The 21843-nt window shown below is 58.2% G+C and carries 20 protein-coding genes; 5 read left to right on the forward strand and 15 right to left on the reverse strand.

All coding sequences use genetic code 11. The features are described from left to right. The first annotated feature begins 190 nt into the window (after window positions 1-190). Window positions 191-1471: an MSMEG_0569 family flavin-dependent oxidoreductase gene (locus VB780_RS15290; protein ID WP_323352024.1), complete on the forward strand. Its 1281-nt coding sequence runs from the start codon at window positions 191-193 to the stop codon at window positions 1469-1471. A 9-nt stretch (window positions 1472-1480) separates the two neighbouring features. Here VB780_RS15290 and proC read toward each other — a convergent pair whose 3' ends face one another. The 10 genes from proC to VB780_RS15340 form a co-directional block, all read right to left on the reverse strand. Beyond that, a complete protein-coding gene (proC, locus tag VB780_RS15295) occupies window positions 1481-2293 on the reverse strand; it encodes a pyrroline-5-carboxylate reductase (RefSeq protein ID WP_323352025.1) in 813 nt (270 codons plus the stop codon). Window positions 2294-2412: 119 nt separating this feature from the next. Beyond that, window positions 2413-3015 (reverse strand): cell division protein SepF, encoded by a 603-nt coding sequence (locus VB780_RS15300; RefSeq protein WP_416349236.1) that lies wholly within the window; start codon window positions 3013-3015, stop codon window positions 2413-2415. Window positions 3016-3538: 523 nt separating this feature from the next. Next, a complete protein-coding gene (locus tag VB780_RS15305; protein WP_323352026.1) occupies window positions 3539-4225 on the reverse strand; it encodes a YggS family pyridoxal phosphate-dependent enzyme in 687 nt (228 codons plus the stop codon). Beyond that, entirely contained in the window at window positions 4222-4494 is a 273-nt protein-coding gene (gene pipX, locus VB780_RS15310; RefSeq protein ID WP_323352028.1) for a transcriptional coactivator PipX, read from the reverse strand. The genes VB780_RS15305 and pipX overlap by 4 nt, the downstream gene beginning before the upstream one ends. A 120-nt stretch (window positions 4495-4614) precedes the next feature. Continuing rightward, a complete protein-coding gene (locus VB780_RS15315) occupies window positions 4615-6168 on the reverse strand; it encodes an anthranilate synthase component I (protein ID WP_323352029.1) in 1554 nt (517 codons plus the stop codon). Further along, a complete protein-coding gene (locus VB780_RS15320; RefSeq protein WP_323352030.1) occupies window positions 6096-7010 on the reverse strand; it encodes an energy-coupling factor transporter transmembrane protein EcfT in 915 nt (304 codons plus the stop codon). The genes VB780_RS15315 and VB780_RS15320 overlap by 73 nt, the downstream gene beginning before the upstream one ends. A gap of 164 nt (window positions 7011-7174) precedes the next feature. Beyond that, on the reverse strand, window positions 7175-8539 hold the full coding sequence (gene der, locus VB780_RS15325) for a ribosome biogenesis GTPase Der (protein ID WP_323352031.1): 1365 nt from the start codon (window positions 8537-8539) through the stop codon (window positions 7175-7177). A 158-nt stretch (window positions 8540-8697) separates the two neighbouring features. Next, window positions 8698-9525, reverse strand: a complete 828-nt coding sequence (gene lgt, locus VB780_RS15330) for a prolipoprotein diacylglyceryl transferase (RefSeq protein WP_323352032.1) — start codon at window positions 9523-9525, stop codon at window positions 8698-8700. Window positions 9526-9602: 77 nt separating this feature from the next. Next, window positions 9603-11153 carry a sulfatase gene (locus VB780_RS15335; RefSeq protein WP_323352033.1) on the reverse strand — a complete coding sequence of 517 codons (1551 nt, stop codon included), beginning with the start codon at window positions 11151-11153 and terminating at the stop codon, window positions 9603-9605. Window positions 11154-11438: 285 nt separating this feature from the next. Next, entirely contained in the window at window positions 11439-12371 is a 933-nt protein-coding gene (locus VB780_RS15340) for an NAD-dependent epimerase/dehydratase family protein (protein ID WP_323352034.1), read from the reverse strand. Window positions 12372-12627: 256 nt separating this feature from the next. On the opposite strand from VB780_RS15340, the gene VB780_RS15345 reads away from it, so the two are divergent. Then, window positions 12628-13734 carry a pentapeptide repeat-containing protein gene (locus VB780_RS15345; RefSeq protein WP_323352035.1) on the forward strand — a complete coding sequence of 369 codons (1107 nt, stop codon included), beginning with the start codon at window positions 12628-12630 and terminating at the stop codon, window positions 13732-13734. On the opposite strand, the gene queA is transcribed toward VB780_RS15345, so the two are convergent. Next, entirely contained in the window at window positions 13731-14870 is a 1140-nt protein-coding gene (gene queA, locus VB780_RS15350; RefSeq protein WP_323352036.1) for a tRNA preQ1(34) S-adenosylmethionine ribosyltransferase-isomerase QueA, read from the reverse strand. The genes VB780_RS15345 and queA overlap by 4 nt on opposite strands. A 119-nt stretch (window positions 14871-14989) precedes the next feature. On the opposite strand from queA, the gene VB780_RS15355 reads away from it, so the two are divergent. After that, window positions 14990-15379 carry a hypothetical protein gene (locus tag VB780_RS15355; RefSeq protein ID WP_073609919.1) on the forward strand — a complete coding sequence of 130 codons (390 nt, stop codon included), beginning with the start codon at window positions 14990-14992 and terminating at the stop codon, window positions 15377-15379. 77 nt (window positions 15380-15456) lie between these two features. On the opposite strand, the gene VB780_RS15360 is transcribed toward VB780_RS15355, so the two are convergent. Then, on the reverse strand, window positions 15457-16041 hold the full coding sequence (locus VB780_RS15360) for a hypothetical protein (protein WP_323352037.1): 585 nt from the start codon (window positions 16039-16041) through the stop codon (window positions 15457-15459). 203 nt (window positions 16042-16244) lie between these two features. Between VB780_RS15360 and VB780_RS15365 the strand changes: the two genes are divergently transcribed. After that, on the forward strand, window positions 16245-17138 hold the full coding sequence (locus tag VB780_RS15365; protein WP_323352038.1) for an ABC transporter permease: 894 nt from the start codon (window positions 16245-16247) through the stop codon (window positions 17136-17138). On the opposite strand, the gene VB780_RS15370 is transcribed toward VB780_RS15365, so the two are convergent. Next, window positions 17135-17536: a hypothetical protein gene (locus VB780_RS15370; RefSeq protein ID WP_323352039.1), complete on the reverse strand. Its 402-nt coding sequence runs from the start codon at window positions 17534-17536 to the stop codon at window positions 17135-17137. The genes VB780_RS15365 and VB780_RS15370 overlap by 4 nt on opposite strands. Before the next feature lie 401 nt (window positions 17537-17937). Here VB780_RS15370 and VB780_RS15375 point away from each other — a divergent pair, with 401 nt between their 5' ends. Next, window positions 17938-18495: a hypothetical protein gene (locus VB780_RS15375; RefSeq protein WP_323352040.1), complete on the forward strand. Its 558-nt coding sequence runs from the start codon at window positions 17938-17940 to the stop codon at window positions 18493-18495. A 792-nt stretch (window positions 18496-19287) separates the two neighbouring features. On the opposite strand, the gene rarD is transcribed toward VB780_RS15375, so the two are convergent. Both rarD and VB780_RS15385 read right to left on the reverse strand, forming a co-directional pair. After that, entirely contained in the window at window positions 19288-20250 is a 963-nt protein-coding gene (rarD, locus tag VB780_RS15380) for an EamA family transporter RarD (protein ID WP_323352041.1), read from the reverse strand. 36 nt (window positions 20251-20286) lie between these two features. Then, window positions 20287-21795, reverse strand: coding sequence for a sensor histidine kinase (locus tag VB780_RS15385; RefSeq protein ID WP_323352042.1), 1509 nt, complete (start codon window positions 21793-21795; stop codon window positions 20287-20289). Window positions 21796-21843 lie beyond the last annotated feature (48 nt).

Raw genomic sequence — 21843 nt, forward strand, 5'->3', positions numbered from 1 at the left:
ACTATGGCAGGGCGATCGCACTCACCCTCCCTCCCACTAGCGCTAGATCAATCCTTTCGGTAGCCGGGGTTACAAGCAGTCCCTAAGCAACGACCTAGGGTACGAAAACAAGGGAAATGAAAACAGAGCAACAGGAAAGTATTTCTTCCCAGATTTGCCCATCCAAAATCCAAAAAAATTGGTATCAGCTATGGCTATGCAATACGGCGTAATTGTTATCGGCGGCGGCCAAGCGGGGCTGTCGATTAGCTACTGCCTGCACCGCCTAGGCATTGACCACATCATTTTTGAACAGCACCAGGTAGCTCACTCCTGGCGCACTAAGCGGTGGGATTCGTTTTGCCTAGTTACCCCCAACTGGCAGTGCCAGTTACCGGGCTTTCCCTACCCCGGCGACGACCCCGACGGCTTTATGGGCCGCGATGCCATTGTGGAATACATTGAGCGCTATGCCAGCCACTTTGACCTGCCGCTCAAAACCGGAGTCAAGGTAGAACGGGTGCGCCAGCCCGAGGGCGGAGGCTTTGAGGTTGTTACCAACCAGGGCACCTTTACCGCTGACCAGGTAGTGGTGGCCACAGGTGGCTACCACACCCCCAAAATTCCTCGCCTTGCCGAGCGTTTGGCTCCCGATATTGTGCAACTGCACTCGGCGGAATACCGCAACCCTGAGTCGCTGCCGGAGGGGGCGGTGCTGGTGGTGGGCACGGGCCAGTCGGGCTGCCAGATCGCCGAAGACCTGCACCTAGCTGGGCGGAAGGTGCATTTGTGTGTGGGGGGTGCGCCGCGATCGCCCCGCCGCTACCGAGGCAAAGACGTGGTCGAATGGCTTGACCAAATGGGTTACTACGACCTGGCGATTGACGACCACCCTCAAAAAGAAACCGTGCGTCACAAGACTAACCACTACGTCACCGGGCGCGGCGGCGGGCGGGAAATTGATCTGCGCCACTTTGCCCTTCAGGGCATGGGGCTCCACGGACGGCTGATGGATATTCAGGGTACCCAACTCACCTTTAGCGACGACCTGAAGGAAAACCTCGACAAAGCCGACGCCGTTGCCGAAAGCATCAAGCGCACCATCGACACCTACATCGAGAAGAACGGCATCGACGCTCCCCTCGACCCGCCTTACCGTCCCGTGTGGGAACCGGAAACCGTTGAAACCTGCATCGACTACCGCGAGGCCAAGATCACCTCGGTGATCTGGTGCATCGGCTACGGTCTCGACTTTGGCTGGATTGAGCTACCTGTTTTCGATGGTCAGGGCTATCCCGGCCACCGCCGAGGAGTTACCACCGTACCGGGGCTGTATTTCCTTGGCTTGCCCTGGCTCTACACCTGGGGCTCTGCCCGCTTCTCGGGTATTGCCCGTGATGCCGAGTATCTAGCGGAACAAGTTGCTACCCGATCTGGGAGCAGTCATCCCCGTGCCCTGCAAACCGTCAACGAAGTAGCAATGGGGTCGTAGAGGTTTCTGTTAAGACTGCCCCAGTTCCTTAGACCGCAGGTAGGCCGATCGCACCGCTTCGATCAGGGCCGATCGCAGCCCGCCCGCCTCTAGGGCAGCAATGCCCGCGATGGTAGTACCGCCGGGGCTAGTCACGCGATCCTTCAGGACGGCAGGGTGTAGGTCGCCCTGGTGCAGCAGTTCGCCAGTGCCGCGTACGGTGGCGATCGCTAGCTCCAGCGCGATCGCCCTCGGCAACCCTACCGCTACACCGCCATCCGCCAACGCCTCGACCACCAGGGCAATATAGCCTGGCCCAGACCCCGACAGCGCCGTTACCGCATCCATTTGTGATTCAGGTACTTCTACTACAGTGCCGACGCTGGCAAAAATAGTGCGGGCCTGTTCTCGCTGGGCAGCACTTACTGCCTCCCCGGCGGCTAAGGCCGTCACCCCGGCCCCCACGGTAGCGGGCGTATTGGGCATGGCTCGCACCACTGCCCAGCCCAAAAATTCCTGTTCTAGCCGGGCCAGGGGCACCCCGGCCAAAATCGATAGCAGCAGCGGCGGCTTCTCGCGCTCTGGGAACCTGAGATTTTCTGCTACGGTCCCCAGCATTTGGGGCTTGATCGCCAGCAAAACGGTTTCAGCGGCATCGATAACTGCCTGGTTGTCGCCGGTGGTTTGCACGCCGTAGGTGTGGTGCAAAACCTCTCGCCGAGCAGCCTGGGGGTCGCTCACGACTACCGCCCCAGGCGCAAAAATATTCTGATCAAGAAGGCGGGCGATGAGAGCTTCTCCCATCATCCCGCCGCCGATAACCCCAAATGTTGCCTCAGGCATAACCATCCTCACCGACGACTCGATCGTTTGCGATCGCTAGTGAAGACAATAACCTAAGGTAGCCCCCGGCACTAGACCAGGGGCAGTGATAGTCATGTGTTGATCAAGCGTGGATAACGCTAGGCCATGCGAGCCATGGTCTCGGCACCCCAAGCGGGAGCGGGGGGCATTTGGCCGGGCATGGGCATACCCTGGGGCTGGCCCATGAAGACTTCTTCTTCGTACTCGGTGGGGGTGCTTACCTGTACGCAGTTGGGCGTAAACAAGAAGATGCTTTCGCCGATGCGCTCTTGGTGCCCGTCGATGGCGTAGGTGCCGCCCGCCACAAAGTCAACGGCCCGCTGAGCCTGATCGGGATCCATAATGGTAAGATTAAGGACGACCGACTTGCGCTCGCGCAGCGCCTGAATGGCCTGGGGCATTTCTTCAAAGGAGCGGGGTTCCATTACCACCACTTCGGAGGTGCCGTTCATGGCACCGGGCATACCAATTACGTTGCTGGCCATCGGGGTCATTCCTGAATCAGTGGGCATCATTCGTTCGCGACGGGGGCGGCTCCGGCGAATTTCTTCGGGCTGGGGCTGCTGCACAATCGGCTGGGTGTTCTCTTCTTGGTAGAGGTTCTGGTACTCCTCTCCATCCATTTCTTCGTATTCGTAGTCGTAATCTGCTGGGTCGTTAAGGCCAACGAAGTCCCGCAGTTTAGAAAACATGTTGCTCACAACTTACACTCCACGATGACTATCACTCTGGTAGACCAACCCCGTGGCCATTGACCAATGGGGGGCATCATGCTCCGGTTATCCGAGGGCCATGATAGCGCCAAATTTCCATTTGCAACGGCTGTTGTGAAAATTAGTGGGGTTAGTCTGGGGTTATGGGGTAGTCAGTCCCTCTAGGAGGGTGGCTGACCGCCTAAACCTATTCTAAAAACCCAGCGACAGAACGACACCGTGGGTGACTCTTCTCTCTGAGCTAGGGCAGGCTTAGGACTAATATCCTTACACAGAATATTGAGTTCACAGTATACACGAAAGCAAAAAAAGGAAGAGTCGATTCACAATTAGTTAAAGTTTTTTCTAACCAAGTTTTGGGTTTGGGTCAAATCGTATGTTTCTCTCTGAGAGAATAGCAGGAGCCTAAGGCGGTTAGCGATCGCCCCAACCCATTGCCCTACCGTTGTCTCTGCCGCCGATTCGAGTTAGGAACTGCGGCAGAAAATAGCTATATCCTGCCCTAGCTGAGTCAGGGCGATGACGGTCGAGAACCAAATAGAATGGTGCCCAGGCGCACCATGGTGGCTCCACAGGCGATCGCGGTGCCATAGTCCCCCGACATACCCATCGAGAGCTGGTCAAGGTGCAACCGGCTGAAGCCCCCTTGACTGATGGTGTCAGCTAGAGATTTTGCCCCCGTGAACACCTCGCGCACCGTATCTTCGCTCGACCCTTGGGGCGGGATAGTCATTAGCCCGCGAATTTTAAGATGAGTTAGCTGATCGAACTGAGGCAGCAGGGCCTTTAGCTCAGCAGCATCAATGCCATATTTGGGCGGATCGGGCACTAGCTTGACCTGGAGGCAGCACTGGGGAGCTTTCTCTAGCTCTTGGGCCGCCTGATCGAGGCGTTCGGCCAGCTTGAGGCTGTCTACCGAGTGAATCCAGTCAAAATGTTCGACGGCTTTGCGGGCTTTGTTGGTTTGCAGGTGGCCGATCAGGTGCCAGGTGATGTCGGGCAGGTCGCTGAGGTCGGCCTGTTTGGCGATCGCCTCCTGCACCCGGCTTTCGCCAAAGTGCCGAATTCCTCTGTCGTAAGCGGCGCGGATTGTTTCTACCGGCAAAAACTTGGTGACTGCAATCAGGGTCACTGAGGGGGGGATACTTTGCCGAATGCGGTCAAATTGCTCGGGCAGGGCACCGGGGGCAGCGGTCATTGAAAGGTTTGCTTGTAGGTGTGCTGAAGGCGATCGAAATCGGCCTGCTGGCCTGCCCGCCGCAAAATGCGCAGACGACTTTCGAGCATCAGCCGAGCGTTGCTGCGACCCAGGGGTTGAAACACCAGCCCCTCCGCAGCAGAATTAGTGACCAGAAAAAACAGCCGCTGGGCATAGAGCGTGGCATACAGCTCTTGGCCGTCGTCTACCATGCATACTCTGAAGAGCAGGCCAAAATTGGGGTGATTTAGATAGGTTTCTGTGCTCATTCAAGTGTGGGAGAGGCTCTTCCTTACGACAGGATGATGGTCACGTCTGTTCAATTCGCCACATGCATTCTAGAACCTGGTGCGCTGTCTGCATGCAATCTCAAGCAGATCGGCTATTAATTACAGAGAATGGCGGAGCTCACCCAGCCCCAACGCCAGCAGTTGTGCCCTGGCTTTTTGCAGAGATTCTTGCCACTCTTTGGCCGGATCGCTGTCGGCGACAATGCCAGCCCCAACCTGACCCCACACGGCAGACGCTGTCAATAAGCTATCAGTATGCCCAACCAACAGCGTGCGAATCAAAATATTTAGATCGAGATGACCCCGGCGATCGAGATAGCCACAGGAGCCGTAGAACAGGCTGCGACGGACAGGCTCTAGGTCTTCGATAATTTCCATGCAGCGCACCTTGGGGCAGCCGGTGATAGTACCGCCGGGAAAGGTGGCACGGATCAAGTCGATGGCGGTATGAGGACAAATGCCCCCAGCCCGAGCCGTGTTCCCTAGCTTTCCCACCACGTTGCTCACTAGATGCATCACATGGCTGTAGTACTCCACCGTCAGCAGCTCATTGACTTGCACGGTGCCCCACCGGCACACCCGGCCCAGATCGTTGCGCTCCAGATCCACCAGCATGATGTGCTCAGCCCGCTCTTTGGGGTTGCTGAGCAAGGTTTGGGCCAGCTCTGCATCCTGTTCTGGCGTTACTCCCCGAGGACGGGTGCCGGCAATGGGGCGAGTCTGGGCAATGCCATCCTGCAACTTCACCAGCCGTTCGGGTGAACAGCTGATCACATCGCCCCAGGGGGTGCGCCAGTAGCAGGCAAAGGGCGACGGGTTGATGCCGTGCAGCCTGCGATACAGCGCCCAGCTGTGGGCCGTAGTGACCGTTGAGAACCGCAGAGAAAGATTGACTTGAAACACATCGCCCGCCTGAATGTGCTGCTTGGCCCGCAGGACGGCCTGCTGGTACTCTGCCGCTGCCATGCCCAGGGTCACAGCGCGGGGATCGCCCGTCACCAGGGCAATTGGAGCCTCTTCTATCGCAGGCAGACTGAGCTGTTTTTCCAGATTGTCCAGCGCGGCTTGGGAAGGCGCAAACAGCCAGAGTTGCTGGGCCTGGTGGTCGAGCACGGCAAAGGTAGCTGGCTCGTACCAGAGGGCGACGGGGAAGGGCAGGGGATCACTATTTATAGTGGGCAAGCGCTCGATCTCCCAAGCCAGGTCGTAGCCTAGCCAGCCTAGCCAACCGCCGGTAAAGGGTAGAGCTGCTGCTGCGTCAGCCTCATCTCCACAAAGCTGGAGTTGCTCTGCCGTCGCTAAGCGTTCCGCCAGCATGGGCAGAATGCTCCCCACCGCTGGAGTCCACACCTGTGGACGGTCATTTATCTGGCCGGGGGGGCCAGCGCAGATCGAGTAGCGGCTGTGGACGGCGTGGGGCTGGGCAGCGGTGGGCAGGGGGTAAGGACTTTCTAGCAGCGTTACCAGGGTGGTGAGACTGGGGGGCTGCCGCAGCAGGTCGCCGTAGAGAGCCTGGAAGATGCCGCTGCCGGTGCGGTGGTTGAGGGACTGCGATCGCACCCAACTCTGCCGCTCCTGGGTCAAATCTCGCCTCCCCACACCCAGCGCGCCCACCAAAACACCGCCAGCAGCCCCAGAGCAAACCAGTCCCACCGCCGCAGCACCATCTGGTACCAGCGCACTCGGTGTTCATTGGGGCTGGTAAAGCCACGCACCTCCATCGCCGCCGCAATTTGTTCGGCCCGCAACAGCAGGTTTTGCAGCAGGCGCTCCATCACCGCCAGCCACACCTGGGCCGAGCCGCGAAAGCCCAGCTTCTTCCAGTTGATAGCGCGGGTCTGCACCGATCGCACCAGATTCTGCACCTCCTCTAGCACCAGGGGAATGAACCGCAGGGAAAGGGTCACGGTCAGCGCAATCTCCGTCACCGGCAGGCGAAACCACCGCAGCGGAGCCATCAGCGCCTCCATGGCCACGGTAATTTCCTCTGGCGCGGTAGTCAGCAGGTAGAGGTTGGTGCCGTAGATCAGCGTAAACAGCAGGGTGCCAATGCGAATGCCCAGATCGAGCGATCGCCGCGTAACCGTAATCGGCCCCCAGTCAAACACCACATAGCGGTAACCTGTCGGCTGGGGCAGCTCTGGCAGCACCTCCGGGGGATCTTCCATCTGGGTCATCGCCTCTGGCGTCGGCAGGCGAGGCGTCTGCGATACCTGGAGCCCGTCAGGCATGACAAAGGTCAGCAACATGACAATGCCGCTGAGCACCACCAGCCAGCCCATCTGCTGCCGCCACACCCGCAGCGGAATCAGCGCCGCCAAGGTCAACAGCACCAGCAGCGCCACCAGCCCAAACCGCCAGTAGGCATTCGCCAAAATCGGCGTGACCAAAATGCTCATCAGCCAGGCCATCTTGACCCTGGGGTCAAGCCGGTGCAGCCAGGTTACGGGCTGCTCCAGATAAAGACCAATGGGTAAGGAGCGGAGGAGATCCATGGAGTTGTGGGTTGGGTTTTGACTACCGTTACCAATTTTGGCTTTTGGATTGGAGATTTTGGGTGATGGCTATCCCGCCAGAGAATGCCTGCACGCTTGAGTCGCCCAGGATGCTAACCAACACGCCTCAACAATCCTAAGTCCAAAATCTCCAATCCAAAATTTCACTTCACCTTCGTCGCCCGGTTGGGGTTGTTGCGCTCTAGATCGCGCATGGCCTTGCCTCGCCAAAAGATGCGAATCGGCGTGCCCTCGAAGCCCAGGTTCTCGCGGAACTGCCGCTCGACGTAGCGGCGGTAGTTGTCTTTAAGCAAATGGGGATCATTCACAAACAGCGTGAAGGAGGGCGGACGCACGGTAACTTGAGTGCCGTAATAGATGCGTCCTTGACGCCCCTGGCGCGTGGTGGGCGGCGTATGCCATTTCACGGCATCCTCCAACACTTCATTGACGACTGAGGTGCTGACCCGGCGGCGGTGCTGCTCTACGGCATGGTCCACCAGTTCGAGAATTTTGGGCACCCGCTGGCCAGTTTTGGCGCTGACAAAGATGCGCTTGGCCCAGTCGAGGAAGTTGAGCCGGGCGGAAATCTGGTGGTCAAAGTCGTAGATGGTGTGGCTGTCTTTTTCGACGGCGTCCCATTTGTTGACGACAATGACGCAGGCGCGACCGTCTTCTTCTATGCGGCCCGCCAGCTTTTGGTCTTGCTCGGTCACGCCATCGAGGGCGTCGATCACCAGCAGCACCACGTCAGCGCGGCGAATAGCTTTGAAGGCGCGGTTAATGCCAAAGAATTCTGGCCCGTACTCGACGCTCTTTTTCTTGCGAATGCCCGCCGTGTCGATCAGGCGATAGATCTTGTCACCGTGCTGCACCTGCATGTCGATCGCATCCCGAGTCGTCCCCGAGATCGGGCTGACAATGGCGCGGGTTTCGCCCACAAAAGCATTCAGCAGGCTCGATTTGCCCACGTTGGGCCGCCCCACGATGGCGACCTTGATTTCCTCTTCGGCGGTTTCTTCCACGGTTTCGGGCAGAAACTCCACCAGGGCATCAAGCAGTTCCCCCGTGCCGTTGCCGTGGATGCCCGAGACGGCGTAGGGCTCGCCCAGCCCCAGCTCCCAAAACTGGGCCGCCTGCACCAGGCCGTTATCCAGCGATTCGCACTTGTTGACTGCCAGCAGCACTGGGACAGACTGCTGTCGCAGCCAGGAGGCGATTTCTCGGTCTGACTCAGTGGGGCCGGTTTTGCCATCGACCACAAACACTGCCGCGCTGGCTTCAGTGAGTGCCAACTGGGCCTGTTCGCGAATATAGGGCAAAAACTCGGTGTCGTCGTCGAAGACTAGGCCGCCGGTATCAACCACCAGGTAGTCGCGATCGCGCCAAAAGGCAGGCTGGTAGGTGCGATCGCGCGTCACCCCCGGCTGGTCGTAGACAATGGCATCTTGAGCCCCGGCCAGGCGGTTCACCAAGGTAGATTTGCCCACATTCGGGCGTCCGATAACCGCAACAACAGGCAGTGGCATAGCTTGGGCCTTTCAGGCAGATGAATGGTTCGATGGATCTGGAAGCCACACATTGCTAGACGCCCAGATCGTCACTGAGAAAATCTTCTCAATCTTTCCATTGTAGTCAAGGGATCACAGTCTGGGGAACTGAGTTGAGCAAAGGTTGACCTATAGCCTTAGACGGCGGCGCGGCAGTGACGACGGTAGAGCACGAAGGCCGAAAGGGCGATCGCCCCCGCTGACAAAATATGCACCACGTTAAACGGCGTACCGGGGAAAAACCACGAATCCGTCCGCAAAAACTCAATAAAAAATCGCCCCAGCGGATACCAGATTAAGTAAGCCAGGGCGAGATCCCCTGGCTTAAGCTGCTTTTCAAACTTGCGCGAAATCCAAAACAGCACCGCGAACCCCCCAAAGTTCCACAGCGACTCGTAGAGAAACAGCGGGTGAAACCGGGTGGAGTCGGGATACTGGTTGAGATCGTTATAGGGGGCAATGCGGTGCTGGGCATCGATGCGCAGACCCCAGGGTGCGGTAGTGGGCGGGCCGTAGAGTTCTTGGTTGATAAAGTTGCCCCAGCGACCAATCGCCTGGGCTAAAGGTAGCCCTAAGGCAATACCGTCCAAATAGGGCAGAGGGTTGAGCTGGCGGATGCGGCTGAAGATGAAGAGGGCGATCGCCCCAAAGATAAACCCGCCAAAAATGTGAATGCCGCCCCCCCAGATCTGCAAAATTTGCCCAGGGTTTTGCAGATAGTAGCCCAGCCCCTCTGGCCCTCGGGGAGACTGAACAAACACGTAGTAGAGACGTGCCCCAATAAAGCCCGGAATCAGAATCCAGAACAGCATGTCCCAGAGGTTGTCGGGGTCTTCGCCCTGGCGGGACACATAGCGACCACCCACCGTCGCCGCCGTAAGAATTGCCGCCAGCATCAGCAGCCCGTACCACCGCAGCGCAAAGGGGCCAAGCTCAAAGATGATGGGAGAGACAGGGGGATACATGGAGTGGGTGCGTAAGTGAGTGGGTGTGGGAGGAGGGGCAGACCCACGTGTCTGCCCAAAGTCTCGTACCGCGAGAATTAATCCTCCAGGTAGCCCAGTTCTTCTAGGCGGCGGCGGACTTCGGGGTCGTCGTAATCGGTGGCGCGGGTAAGGGCTGCCTGGGCCAGGTGCTGATCAGAGCGATCGGCGAAGGCTTGCAGGCAGTCTTGCAGCGCTTCCACATTTTCGGGCAGGATGGCGCTGAGGTCGAGGGCTTCGGTGGGGTCTTCGAGCACATCGTAGAGCTCGGCCACGGAGCCTTCGGTTTCGATCAGCTTGTGCTGGCCCATCCACACGGCGCGGCGAATGCGATCGCACCCCATGGTTTTCACCAGCTCCGGCTGCCGCTTCTGCATCAAATTCACCACATTTTGCGGCGGAATCGCTTCGGCAAACACGTAGTCACGATCGCTGGAAGTGCCCTGACTATGAACCAAATCCAGGGCCAGTTCTTTCTCGTTGGCAATACCCGCAGCGGCCAGCACCGTGTGGAATAGACGCCGGGTGGAGACAACAGAGTCCACTACGACCCCCTGTTCTAAACGATTCTGGGGATCGCGAATGATTAGCGGCACTCGCACTAGCTCGTTGTAGATCGACAGGCTGTGACCCATGTACTGCTTTTCGCCCAGGTGCTCGCCGTGGTCGGCGCAGATGATTACCAGGGTGTTGTCGAGCTGGCCGGACTCCTTCAGGCGATCGAAGAACTCGCCCAGCATGGCATCCTGATAGGCCACCTCGGCATCGTACATGCCGTCGAGGGTTTGCTTTTGCTGCTTGTCTAAAGCGCCCGTGAGAGGGGCTAGCCAGCCGTAGACATCGCCGTTGAACCGCTGCAAAAAGGTCTGAGCCTGGCGATCGGCCAGTACGTGGGGCGCAAACTGCTCGATGTAGCGGCGGGGCGGGTGGTAGGGCATGTGGGTGCCCATCAGATTCACAAAGGTGAAAATGGGCTGGTCGGCCTGTGCCCCGGCGCGGTTGATTAGCAGATTGGCGGTGTCTTCCAAAGACTTTTGAGTGTTGCCTTTAAAGCTCAGGGCCGTTTGCCACAGGGGCACCATCAGCGGCGTAAAACTGAGCGCTAGTAGCGCATCTGAGCGAGCAAAAGAATCTTGAACCCGATTGAGCAGAGCCGCAAGCTTACCTTTGAACCACTGGCGGTAACGGCTCACCAGATCGGGATGGCTTCCCGCCTGGTTGGGCTTGGAGGTGAGCAGCCCACTGTAGTTTAGAAAGCTGGTGAACCCGCGCCGCAGACCGTTGTTGATCACGCCGACTAAGGGATTGTTGCAGAACCCGGCGGTGTAGTAGCCGCTGGCCTCTAGCCGTTCTGCCAGGGTAGGGAGATCGCTCGGCAGCACTGAGTACGATTGCACCATCGTGTGCTCGGAGGGATACAGCCCGGTGAACATAGAGGCGTGGGAGGGCACAGTCCACTGGGCGGCGGCGACGGCCTGGGTGAAGCGGGTGGAGTCGGCGGCGATCGCATCCAAATTCGGCGAAGTCGGTTTGTCGTAGCCGTAGCACGAGAGGCGATCGGCCCGCTGGGTATCGAGCACGAGAAACAAAATATCGGGGCGAGCAGCCATGGGGTTGAGCCAATGAGTCAACAGAGCGCACAGCCCTATCGTAAATAGAACCATGCTTAATTACCTTAACCAGAGGTCAGGGCTTCCACTGATGGAGAGACGTTGCCACTATTTAGGCCAAATTGTGTAAGCACTGTAGGGTGCGATCGCCATCAAAACCGCCCTTAGCTCGGCAACAGGTGATAAGGCGGGCAATGCCCATCTCAATTCAAGCTCTCTTACAGAAAGCCACCGGTTGTTTTCCCAATCAAAAGGTGGGCAATGCCCACCCTACTCTGAGGATTTTTAGGCCGCTAGGATTTTGTCGTCCAGGGCGAAATTGACTTCGGCTTTGTCTGCACCTGAGGTCAGGTAGTCGTTCTGGAATGAATCCTTGAGTCCGGCAACCAGGTCGTAGGTGGGCGCCCAGCCTAGCTCGGCTTGGGCCTTGTCGATCGCAGTAAAGAAGTGCTGCACCCGCATGGGGAAAGCCTTAGCTTTGCCAAAATCAAAGACTTTAGGGTCGTAGTGAACAATTTTGAGGCTGTCGGGATCCTTGCCTGCCGCTGTGGCGCAGGCGCGGGCTAGCCCGTCAAAGGTGACGGCTTTTTCGCCAGAGATATTGTAGATCTGGCCGATCGCAGTTTCATTCCCCAACACCGCCGCCATCGCTGTCACCAGGTCTTGCACATGGCCGAGCTGGGTGAGGTGCATGCCGTTGCCGGGGATAGGAATGGGGCGATCGCGCACCACCCGATCAAAGAACCAGGCTTCTAGGGGGTTGTAGTTCTGCGGGCCGTAGATGTAGACCGGGCGCACCGAGGTAAAGGGCACCCCCTGGGCTTGCAGGTAGGCTTCGGTTTCAAACTTTCCCTTGTGGCGGCTTTTCGGATCCACCGCATCGCCTTCGATATGCGGCATTTGGTCAGACTTGAGGTAGACCCCGGCGGAGCTGACGTAGACAAAGTGCTGGAGTTTATCGCCAAACAGTTCGACCAGGGGCTGGGTGTCGCTCAGCTCGCGCCCGTTGTTGTCGAAGATGGCGTCGAAGGTTTCGCCCGCCAGCTGGGTTTTGAGGCTGTTGGGGTCGGTGCGATCGCCCACAATCGTCGGCACGCCCGCCACTGGCGCGGGATGGTTGCCCCGGTTAAACAGCACTACCTCGTGGCCCTGCTCAATCAATAGCTTGGTTAAATACACCCCAATAAACCGGGTGCCACCCATGACCAGTACGCGCATTGCCCTCTCCTTACCTGCTAACCAGCGGCCCAGACCATGCCGAAAGAAACATGCGGCCAGGCCCACTGAACTTAATGTATGTATATTAAGCTGCGCTGATCCCCCAAATTCTTTCGAAGAATCAAGGGATTTAGGCTCAAACCCGTTAAGCAAACCAGTAGATAACGGCTCAGGCCTTACGCTCCGGGGGGAACCCGCCTAAAATGTTATGAGTTGAGCCTCGGCCTTAACACCCCAAGCGTGAGATCGTCCCTAAATGCGAGAGCTGGACAACGCCTATCGAGTCCTAGACCTAGAGCCTGGTGCTTCCCTGGAGGAGATCAACCAGGCTTACAAAGATCTGGTGTTCGTCTGGCACCCCGATCGCATTCCCCAAGACAATGAGCGACTGTACCAAAAGGCCCAAGACAAGATCAAAGCGCTGAACCACGCCCGAGATTTGCTGCGATCGCACAACCGCGAGGGGCGCAGCGCCAGCTCAGCCAGCACTCGCTACGGTACTGCCAGCAGCAGCTATCGCCCCTCGGCGGCGAGCAGCTACGGCACCAGCGACTATCGCTCTGCCTACAGCAACGGCTATAGCAACAATGGCTACGGCAGTGCCCAGTCTCGAGATGACAACAGCGAAGAAGATCAGCGATCGGGTTCCCACAATCGCTACTACCGCTACCAGCGCAGCACCTACGGCAGCAGCTACTACGGGGCCAGCCAGAGCGATGGCAACCCGTCCTCAAGCTCTAGCAGCGGTACTTCTGCCTCAGGCTCTAGCACGGGCCAGTCGCAAACCTACCGCCAGCGGCGCGATGCGGCAGCGGGGGTAGGAGGCGACAAATCCGCCAGTGCCAGCGGCAGCTCGGGGCCCCAGGGGCAGGCCAGTTCTACCAACGGCAAGGCGTCTAGCTCTACCGCCACCGGCCAGGCCAGCCCAAAACCGGCCAACGACTCCTACAACAGCTACAACGCCCATACCCGCAACGGAGCTGCGCGATCGCGCCAAAGCCCCGACCTTAGCGGCACCGACATGAGCGGGGCTAACCTGCGCGAAAAAGACTTTGGGGGCCGCAACCTCAGCGAGGCCAACCTCAGCGGCGCTGACCTCAGCGATGCCTTTTTGCACAAGGTCAATCTCAACCGGGCCAACCTCAGCAAGGCCAAGCTGTTTCGTGCCAACCTGCTCCAGGCCGACCTCAGCCACGCCAACCTGCGCGAGGCCGACCTAATTGGCGCAGACTTTAGCGGGGCCGACCTCAGCGGGGCCGACCTCAGCGGCGCAAAGGTCGCCGTGGGGGGCCGCACCATGGTCAAGCTCACCGGCACCATTCTCACCGGAGCGATCATGCCCGATGGCTCCATTCACGACTAATTCAAAATTCCGTTTGATTGCCCTCCAACAGCCTCGGGCAAAATTAGCATGGCATCGCCAAAAGAATAGAAGCGGTAGTTTTGGGCGATCGCATCCTCATACAGCCTCAGTAACCGCTCTCGGCCTACTAGGGCGCTGACCAGCATCAGCAGACTAGATCCTGGCAGGTGAAAGTTGGTAATCAGCCCATCCACTACCCGGTACTGGTAACCGGGGTAGATAAATAGATTGGTTTTGCCCTGCCAAGGCTGCAGTTCGCCATCCTGGGCCGCTCCCTCTAGAGCACGTACGGCGGTGGTACCCACAGCAATTACCCGCCCGCCCCGAGCTTTGGTAGCGTTGATCTGCTCTACGGTTTCAGCCGAGACATCGATCCATTCGCCGTGCATTTTGTGGTCGAGAATGTTGTCGGCCTCCACCGGACGAAAGGTGCCCACGCCGACGTGGAGGGTAATGTGCGATCGCCCCACCCCCCTTTCCTCCAGCCGCTCAAACAGCTCTGGGGTGAAGTGCAGCCCCGCCGTCGGAGCCGCCACCGCCCCAGGGGCCTCGGCATAGACCGTCTGATACTGGTCGGCAGAAGCCGCCGTGTCGGTGATATAGGGGGGCAGGGGGACTTCCCCCAGGCGCTCAAACAGAGCAAACAGGGATTTTTTGCCAGAGTGTTCAAATTTCAGCAGGCGGCCGTTGGTGTCGGGGTCAGTGGCCAGCACCTGGGCCACCAGATCGGGCTGATCAGGGTTGGGGCCAAAGTGTACTGTGGCCCCTGGCTTCAGACGGCGACCGGGGCGCACCAGAGCCAGCCACTGGTTGTCGCCCCGGTCTTCCAGCAAAAACACTTCGACCTGGGCACCGCTGGGTTTGTACCCAGGTAGCCGCGCCGGGATCACCCGAGTGTCGTTGACGACGAGCAAGTCCCCCGGTTGCAGCAGGGTAGGCAGATCGCGGAAGTGGTGATGAGCGTGGGTAGTGGGGCTATCGACCACCAGCAAACGAGACGAATCCCTTGGTGTAACGGGAGTCTGAGCAATTTTTTCTGGTGGAAGAGAATACTGGTAGGCCGCTAGGGAATACTCAGCAGAGGGGCTTTGGCCCGTTGAATTCGCCTCTGGAACCAGTCTTTGACTATCGCGCATCGTCTAGCAGGTTGGGGGGATACACCCAGGTCGGGTAGGGGGACTTAACCCTAACAACCTGAGAGCCAATCCCAGACAATAAGGACATAAGAACTCTAGCACCTGCCTAAAGGTCAACGATGGAATACACCTACTATCTCGCCAATGCCAGTTTGACCCTCCGTGTGGTCGAACACCTGCTGGGCACCCCGAGATTGCCCCTAGAGTTTATGACGGTGATCCATCAGATCGATGGATGGGTCATTCGCGTCAAGATGAACGACAACATTGGCGTCCCTGATGCCGAAGATTTTCGCGCCTACATGAATGAGCTTGGGGTAGCCTACGATCCCGGCATTCGGGTACGCATGGCGCTGTGGGGCCTAGAAACCGGGCAGTCGCCCATCGATGTGATGCGCCGCTACCAGGTGGCGATCGTCTCCCACGGCAAGCCCGATCGCGAAGAGATTGAAGCCTTCCGCCGTCAGTTTGTTATGGGCCTGGGCTACTGCCCCGAAACCCTAGCCTGAGGGGCTAACAGGGGCATCGCCAACGATCGCCTCTGTCCATCTCAAGACATGTCCTTTGGGGGCGGGGTAACCTGCCCCTATTTTTTGACCCATAGGGCTAGCCCACCGCTGCGCCCCCGAGCGGCAACATAGCCTGCCTCAGCCACAAAGAAGGAGAAAAACGGCAGCTTAGCCGCTGAAGTAGTCGCAAAATCTCCTGTTTTGGCAGCTTTGCTGCGCAGGGGTAGATTGAGCAGCGTTAAACCGCCCGCTATCACCTGAAGGCGAACGAAGTCAAAGGCCAGCAGGTTTTTCTTCCGCAAAAACTTGGCTGGCCCCGTGAACCGCAGTTTGGTCGGCCCCACCTGAAGCTGGTTTTGAATGGTCAGCTGGCCATCGTCGTCACGGCTGAAGTGGAGGGAGGCGATCGCGACTCCTGGTATATAAAATCCGCTACCCTGGGGTTTCCCCACTTTGTAGGCAGGCTTTTTGGGAGCCGTAAACCGCAGCTGCCAGGTGCCCAACAGCGCCTCGGGAGCAAACTGCCGCCGCTCGGTCTTGGTTTGTCGCTCGGCCTCCAGCAGAGCCGCCGTCACCTGCTGAGCGCTGGGTTTCGCTCCAGAGGCAGCGGCCTCTAGAACCTGGGATGTAGTGAGAGCGGTGGCGCTATCGGTGACGGTCATGGGGGCTCCAGAAAAATTGGTAGGGCGATCGCAAGCTAAACCTTGTGTTGCAGTGTTTAGCTTAATTTGGACTACGCAATGGCTAAGGTCTGACCCATTTATTATGCCAAGGCCAGCTGGTGGACTGGGCGATCGCCCCCTGCCCCAGTCTGTGGCCCTGGCTCTGGCATAATGAGCCTATTCTTTACTGCCCGTGCGCCGCTATGGCTACCACTCCGCGATTGCCCCTGCTGCGCAACCGAGCCGCCAAACCGGCTGCCAACGTGTCGATGGTGCTGATGGGGGTGGGTTTGGCCATCACCCTGGCGTTTATTCTGATTGCCCTGCTTGCACCGCTGATGCAGAGCTGGGGCTGGCTGCTAGACCCCACCACCGCCCTGCAAAACCCGATTCATGAGCCCCCCGGCGGCAGCCACTGGTTTGGCACCACCCGCCAGGGCTACGACGTATTTTCGCGCACGCTGTTCGGCACCCGCGCCGCCTGGCAAGTGGTGCTGCTAGCCACGTTGCTCAGCGTGGCGATTGGGGTGCCCCTGGGCATGCTCAGCGGCTATCTAGGCGGCTGGCTCGATCGCGCCCTGCTGTTCTTTATGGATACGATCTACACCCTGCCGGGGCTGCTGCTCTCGGTCACCCTGGCCTTTGTGGTGGGTCGGGGGGTGGTGAATGCGGCGATCGCCCTCAGCATTGCCTACATTCCTCAGTACTACCGGGTGGTGCGCAATCATACCGTCAGCGTCAAGACCGAGCTGTTTATCGAAGCCGCCCAGGCCATGGGAGCTTCTACTTGGACAGTACTCAGCCGCTATCTGTTTCTCAACGTGATTCAGAGCGTGCCGGTGCTATTTACTCTCAACGCCGCCGACGCCATTTTGGTGCTGGGAGGGCTAGGGTTCTTGGGTTTAGGTCTGCCCGAGCAAGTACCCGAGTGGGGGGCCGACATTCGCCAAGCCCTCGATGCGCTGCCTACGGGCATTTGGTGGACGGCCCTCTTTCCGGGGCTGGCCCTGACCCTGATGGTGACAGGGCTATCTCTCGTGGGTGAAGGGCTGAACGAATTGATGAACCCCCTGCTGCGCCGCGAAAACTGGCGCTAGCGATCGAGCAGAGCGTTGAATTTTGCCACAACAGACTGCCGCTGCTCTAGGGAAGCCTGTTTGTAAGCCTCCACAATGGCCTCCGCTACCTGAGCCTCTACCGCCGCCGCTGCCGCTGCCGTCGGGTAAGCCCGGTAGAGGTCGGGATGCTGATCGAGGTCAAACATGGCCTGGGTAATACGCTTCAGCAATAGTTCGTCGAGACAATCACCCGAGGCCTGAAAGACATCGCAATAGGCTCCGGCACCATCTTCAGCGGGCTGAAATTCTAGGGATACGTCAACGGTGCCGTGGCGGTCTACATAGGCTGGCACCGCATGACCAGACAGGTCGGCGGTGAGCTGGCTTTTGGCGGCAAAGCGAATAAACGACCGGGTGGGATAAAACTGGCTGCTCATGGTGACCTACTTCAGGAACGAGGAAATGGTTGACAAGACTTAGCAACATAGTCTAAGACCGTGAGCTATTTTACCCTGAACCTAAGAGGTAAATTACTAAAGATTTTTTAGCCGCGAGAATATAGTAACCACCCGAAAATTCTGAACAGCGGTAGGCTAAACAATTTTCGAAAATTATTAGAAAACAGCTTCTACGCGTGAATTCCAATAATTTTATTGGAATTCAAATTATCTTTCAAACGCAAAATTTTATAGAAGTACCCATGGGGGTCATGGCAACTGATAAAGTCAGCTGACATGATAGTTTCAGTTGGCAAGGCAAGCAAAAACAAACGCTTGATTTTCCTTTTGTGGGCTTGTTAACTAATTCAAAAACCCTATTTTTCAGGAGACTGACTATTATGGAACGTGCAGGAATTGTCGAAAATATGGCGGCTAATGCAGCAGTTAAGGCTGATTCACCCCAGCCCAAAAATCAGCTAACTGATACCGAAACCTACTCCAAGAATATTCTTGGCCCGGTATCTTTCGTGCTGTCTAATCTACGAGTAGCTGGCCAAGCGGGCCTACCCGAAGATAAGACCGTTGCCCCCGATCAATCGCCTTACATTGTGGCTACCAACGAAGAGTTTTACCTCAGCGTTGATATCACCTTTAACGAGTCGCCCCTGAGCGCTCTGTTGATGTGCCTAGGCACCCGCATGACCGTTGACTTTTCCTTTGAAGGTCTGGGCGGTCGGGCTACCGAGATTGACTGGGCGGTAACGGATGTCACCCAGAAAGACGATTTCAGCTACACGCTGACCTTTGTCTCTACCCCTGAGGCCGCCAAGCTCGTGCCTGGTCTGTATGCGATCGCAGCGGTAGCTTCCATTGGCCCCGTTGAGAACAAGTGCAGCCAGCACATCTTGGGCTACGGCTATATTGCCAAGCAGCTGCTCCAGGTTTACCCCGCCTAGGCCGCTTAACGCCGGGGAACCCATCTAGCTCAGATGGGTTCCCTCCTCACCCCTCAGCTGCTCAGCAGTCTGAACTAGGGTCAAGTTAGGTCAGCAAAATAAATAAAAAAATTTCTTTTTTTATTTTATAGTTCTAAAGCTAGGCAATATCTCTACAGAGAATATTAAATGAGATCGACAGCAGTAAGACAGTTCGCAGTTGGGCTAGCCGCGATCGCCACTGTCGCTGCTGGGTTAGTGCCTGCGGCCCTGGCCCAAAGCCCTAAAAGCGTCGTCTCAGGTCTGCAAGAAGACCAGGATAAAATTCGAGCGTGCCGCCAGGTCAACCAAAGAGCCGCAGTTTTTGACAACACTAATCTATGGCCGATCGCCAATCGATTGGGCACTCTGGACGCGGGCCAGAGAGTCAGGCTAACCGGAGTTGTTTTACTAGGCCGGGCTCAAATCTTCATAGACAATGACTTTTTCCGTCTGGGACAGGCACAGCCTGTTGGATGGACTAGTTCCGGGGTTTTGGGACCCTGCGGTAGCCCTATATCGCCTGTAAGTAGGGTCTGTTTTCGTGCCGATGTGGATCTTAGGGTCAGACCCACGCGATCTTTGAACGACAATGGCATTTTTACTTACAGGATGAACGATATCCTTTTTGCCTCCACTAATCCACCTCTCAAAGTCCCCACTAATGGTCTTTCTTGGCTTGAGGTAACTATGAATGACGGCACCTACGGCTGGGTTGTTGAAACCATGAACAACGGGCAAAGGAACGCCACACAGATCAACTGCCCGTAATATTTAGGTTCCGGAGGGGTTCCCTTTCATATCTTGCCTTTTAGCCCGCAGGGAAGTCACCGAGTAAAGCAGCAAGGCAGACCAAATACAGCCAAAGGTTATCAGGTGGGTGTTCGTAAAGGGCTCGCCGTAGACAAACACCCCCAGCAGCAGCGATAGCGACGGGGCCAGGTACTGAAAGAAGCCCAGGGTAGCTAGCGTCAGCTGTTTGGCCGCCTTGTTAAACCACAGCAGCGGCATCGACGTTGCCACCCCGGCCCCGATAAACAGCAGAGTGATTGGCAGACTTTCCCCAAAATGCCCCTGGCCGCTGACGGCGAGCCAGCTCACCACCAGCAGCACCAGGGGGGTAATCAGCAGGGTTTCGACGGCTAGGCCCACCAGCGGAGCCACAGACACTACCTTGCGCAGTAGGCCATAGAACGCAAAGGAAATGGCCAGGGCCAGGGCAATCCACGGCACCGTGCCCAGCTGCCAGATGAAGTAGCCCACCCCCAGCACCGCCAGAGCGACAGCCACCTGCTGCCCCCGATATAGACGCTCTTTGAGAAAAATAAACCCCAGCAGTACGGTTACCAGGGGGTTGATGTAGTAGCCCAGGCTGGCTTCGACCACGCGATCGCTATTCACCCCGTAGATATACAGCCCCCAGTTAAAAGTCAGCAGACTGGCGGTGAGCAGCAGCACCAGCACCTTGCGGGGCGACCTGAGCAGCATGTGCAAGTCCCCCAGTCGCCGCTGCGCCAGCAAAATGCCGACCAAAAACACCGCCGACCAGATCATGCGGTGGCTGAGCACCTCTACGGCAGACGCCACGCCCAACAGCTTCCAGTAGATGGGCAGCAGCCCCCAAGTGCTGTAGGCCAGCAAGGCATAAATGGCCCCTGGGCCAGCATCGGGGCGATTCGCGAAGCGATCCCTGCGGGAATCGCCGGGGGCAGCAGAGGCAGATTTAGGTAAGGTCAAAGAACAAATTGCCGCTCAAACCACACATTTTAACGGTCAGGGTCGCCCGTGGTGAATCGGCAACCGCACCACCATCGTCGTGCCGGCCTCGGGCTGACTGTGGGCCACAATGGTGCCGCCGCAGTACAACAGCAGCTGCTGCACGATCGACAGCCCTAGCCCGGCCCCCTCAGTTTCGTCGGGCGGCAGGTTGCGCCCCCGATAGAAATGCTCAAAAATGTGGGGCAGATCGCTGGCCGAAATGCCAATGCCGGTATCGCGCACTTCAATTTCGGCGTAGTCTGCGGTGCTGCTAGCGGTCACCCACACCTGGCCGCCGCTGGGGGTGTATTTGAGGCTGTTGTTGAGTAAGTGAATGATCACCTGGCGTAGCCAGCTGTCGGGGCAGAGCACCGAGGGCACCTGACTGGGGATGGTGTAGGCCAGCATAACGCCCCTTTCTTCGGCCAGGGGCTGGTAGGTGCTGACCACCGGGGGTACCGTCTCTGACAGCTTCAGCGGGGCGAGCGGGGCCTGGCTGACGCTGGTTTCCATTTGCAGCAGGTTGAGCACGCCGCTGATGAGGGCACTCTGGCGATCGCACTCGTGGCTGATCATGGCCATGTAGCGCTGCCGCTGGGGCGGCTTGAGGTGGGGAGAGTCGAGCAGGGTGAGGGCGGTTTTAATGGTGGTGAGGGGCGTGCGCAGCTCCTGGCCCACCGTATTGAGAAAGTCATCCTTGAGGCGCAGGGTGTTGATCAACACCTCGTTTTGGGATGACAGGTTCGACATATTCAACGCCTGGCGGCGGTAGGTTGAGGCCGACTGGCGCAGGTGCTCTTGGCGTTTGAGCTGCCAGTTGAGCCAGCGATCGACTAGGGTTAGGTAGGCCGGGGTGAGGGATTGAGTCGGCCGCAGCTGCGGCCACTGCTGGGCCAGGGTAGCCAGGTCAAGCGCGGCATCGGCGGTGACCAGGCCCTGGTCAATCTGGTGGCGAATGGCGCTCACTACCGTTGCCACCAAGTCGGGATTGATCGAGCAGCACACCGACAGGTACGACGATCGCGCCGTCATCGTCTCCTCTAGGGGGGGCGATGCCTCGTCGTCATCGTCTGGGTCGCGCTGGTTCTCTAAGGCCTGCCGTTGCCCCTCGCCCAGGGGAGCCGCCGACAAGGGCTGAAACCGATGGGCCACCACCATGGCCGCAAAGGACTCAGATTGCACCACCACAAAGTAGTCGCCTCGCCAGGTATGGCCATCGGGCAAGGGCACCACCACCTCGCTGCCCAGGCTAGCGGCGAGATCGGCATCGGGGCGTACAAACCGCAGCAGTCGATGGGGCAGCACCAACCCCTGACCGTAGCGCAGCACATCCTCATTCCAGGGGTCACCGACGGGTAGCTTCACCAGCAGGTGCGCCTGAATGTCGTGGGCTTCGAGGAACTCTACAGTCGATTGCAGAATCGCCTTGAACCCCTTGGGTTTTACCTGGACATAGTCTGGGGCTGCCGCACTGAGTTGTAGAAGCCGGTGCAGCGACACCTCTTGCTCTTGGTAAGACTGCATAGTGCTCCAACGGGCCGAGGCCAGGCCAATGCTCACCCAGAATCAGAT

Origin of the sequence: Leptolyngbya sp. CCNP1308 (genome assembly GCF_034932455.1) — a bacterium.
Lineage (GTDB): Bacteria > Cyanobacteriota > Cyanobacteriia > Phormidesmidales > Phormidesmidaceae > Nodosilinea.